Genomic DNA, 2,654 nt, shown 5'->3' with positions numbered 1-2,654 from the left:
GGATCGACCTCGACGGGCCGCTCCCAGTAGCGCATATCCAGGACATCCGTGGCCACAAGGGCATATACGGAGCAGTCGTGGCCGTGGTTTGCCGCTCCAGAGGGGCAGATCCACTGGCCGTGGACATCCCGGTACTCATGACAGAGCATGGCCAGCCAGTCGTCCGGGGTCTCGGCGTGAAAATGCCAGGCACCGGGGTCAGCGGGGTCGATCTGCCAAAGCCTTGCAAGCTCATCTTTGTAAAAATTAACATTGGCCTGCAGGAGCTGCAGCCCTCCGGGGATGGGTTTGTTCGCCCGTTTCCCTGCGGATGCCGGGTAATGCTCAATGGCCGAAAACCGCCATGGCCGCTGCTGTCTGGCCGATCCCTGAAATGGGACAACGAGGCCCCTGTGTTTGGCGCACCAGTCGTAAATCTCTGCGGTACGGTGGCCCATGGCATCGATGACAGCCATCGCGATCATGTACTCGTTGCCGCCCGCGTCCCGGTATTTGTCCTGCCAGAGGATCTGCTCCAGAGCCTCAAAGCTCTGGACAAATCCGGAGCGGATCTGCCAGGACTCGCGATCCAGACCGTAGCCCCAGGCGCGAATCTCGTACCAAAATCCGTCGTCCTGGGTGTCGCATCCGGCTGTAAGCCCAGCGATGATGCCGTTTCCGGGAACGATGCGGGCGGGGCGGGAATCCCTCAGGAGAGCCAGGGTTTCAACCCGGCGCTCGGAAAGCCCTGTATAAGGTTCGGCAAGGTGGCTATTGAAAAAATCCTGCATGGCGTTTGCGGATTTCATGCCCCGGAGCCATGCTGCAGCGGTTTTGCCTGAGGAGATAAAGGGTGTAACCCAGGCTGGCAGATGAAATCCAATGCGCAAGGGCCTGCGGGTTTCAAGCGTTTTGTGGAGGGACAAGCCGGACTCCCGGCACCGCCAGCCACCCAGGCGGACGGCATCCTGTCGGGCGAGGGTGTCCCATTTTGCATGGCAGTTGGGGCACTCATACCATGTGAGCTTTTCGTCCCGCTCCAGGAGTGCCGGGTCTGCGGTACGCCCGCCGTCCCATTTGATGTTTTTAAACGCCATCCTGTGGCTTCGGGAGCATGTAGGGCAGGTCACGTGGTAATCAAAAACCACATCCGCCATGGCCATGCGCGTCTCGATGTTCCCGGCGGGGACGGTCGGGGATGAAAATATCCACCATTTGTACCTGTCCGGGAAGGTGGTCATACGTTTTTCGATTAGCTCCAGGCCTGCGGCTTCACCTTGTTTGGCCGTTGCCTGATAGCCCGGCTTGTCCACCTCGTCAGAGATGGCGTACCGGATCGGCTTGTTGGCCAGTCTTGCGGAAGACGACGCCCATGCCAGATAGATGGGCATGTGGGTGAGGTTCACCCGGGTGTTGCTCTCATCATCCACCCGGCCCGTGCGGTATCTTTGCAACCGGGATGATGCCCGAAACATGGGCGCCAGCCTGTCTTTTGCCACCTCTGAGCATGTGTTTTCGTCCGCAAAGGTCATGAGGACGGGGCCGGGCTCCCGGTCTGCAAGATACCCAACATAGGTGAGGGCCGCCTCCGTGACTCCGGACTGGGGGCATTTCTGGCAGTAAATCTCCCGCACAAAGGGGCTGGCGGATGCATCCATGATCCCGGCCAGGTAGGGCGTGAGGCTGTTCCGCCATGGGCCGGGATTGGCGGACATGGTTACCACCCGGTGCTTTTCGGCCCATTCCGATGGGGGCATGGGGCGGGGCTTCCGGAAGATCCTGCGCTCCGCTGCGGAAAAAGACACCGTGAGCCGGAGCTTGTCCTTGGTGCTGCGGACGGATTCCGGCATCCAGTGTGCTGCCCTGGCGGTGATGGGTTTTTTTGGCGCGGGGCGGAAAAGATCAGTCTGTTTCATGATCCGCTTCTTCTTCCTGGTTTTCCGCCTCTGCGGTACCCGGCAAAACCATGACCTGATAGGTCTCCGTGGATGCATATGTCCGGAGCAGGTCGTCCAGGGTACCATTCAAAAATGCCGTCAGTTCTGGGGTTTTCTCTGCTTTGCCGGACACAAGTGCGATCATCCGCGCTGCCTGGGCTGCAAACATCCGCCTGAGGCCTGACTCCAGCACAATGGCCCGGCCTGCCAGTTCCCTTTCAAAATCCGCCCTCGGGAGGTATTTCCCCTTGAGCTGGTCCAATTCAAAGGCGGACTTCTGGGCCTTGATTTCGAGGTTCCGGATTTCGAGCTGCATTTTTTCAGCTCCCAAATCCGCAGCATCTCCGCTCTCCCTGCCCACCATGGCCAATAGCCATACCTTGGCATCCACCCCCAGGATGGATTTGTCCGACTGCACCCGGAGCAGGCCCTTTTTGGCATGTCCATAGGCGGTGGATTTTTCCAGCCTCCACCCATTGGCCTTGGCCCATGTGACAAGCTCCATGGTGTTCTTAAATTTTTCCGGAAAATCTGCCGCCATGTCATCTCCTTGACGCTCAGGCCCAACATCCAAAAACAAAAAATCGTCACAAATTGAGGCAAAAACCCAGCCTCACCCGCCTGATACCCGCCTGATACCCGCCTCCCGGCCCATACCCAAAAAATCGGCCCTGGCTGAAAGGCCCGTAAAATCAGGCTTTTTTCCAAATTCCAACACATTTTCAAAAATAAATGGAC

General features: G+C 58.5%; 2 protein-coding genes. Both read right to left on the bottom strand.

The features are described from left to right. A partial coding sequence (locus tag RBR60_RS16700) for a terminase gpA endonuclease subunit (protein ID WP_320358921.1) occupies nt 1-1,895 on the bottom strand: 1,895 nt, incomplete at its 3' end. Further along, a complete protein-coding gene (locus tag RBR60_RS16695) occupies nt 1,882-2,457 on the bottom strand; it encodes a hypothetical protein (protein ID WP_320358919.1) in 576 nt (191 codons plus the stop codon). The genes RBR60_RS16695 and RBR60_RS16700, both read right to left, overlap by 14 nt. Nucleotides 2,458-2,654 lie beyond the last annotated feature (197 nt).

Source organism: Desulfobotulus sp. (genome assembly GCF_034006065.1).
Classification (GTDB): Bacteria; Desulfobacterota; Desulfobacteria; order Desulfobacterales; family ASO4-4; genus Desulfobotulus.
The sequence above is the reverse complement of the archived record's forward strand: the minus strand, read 5'-3'. Positions and strand labels throughout refer to the sequence as shown.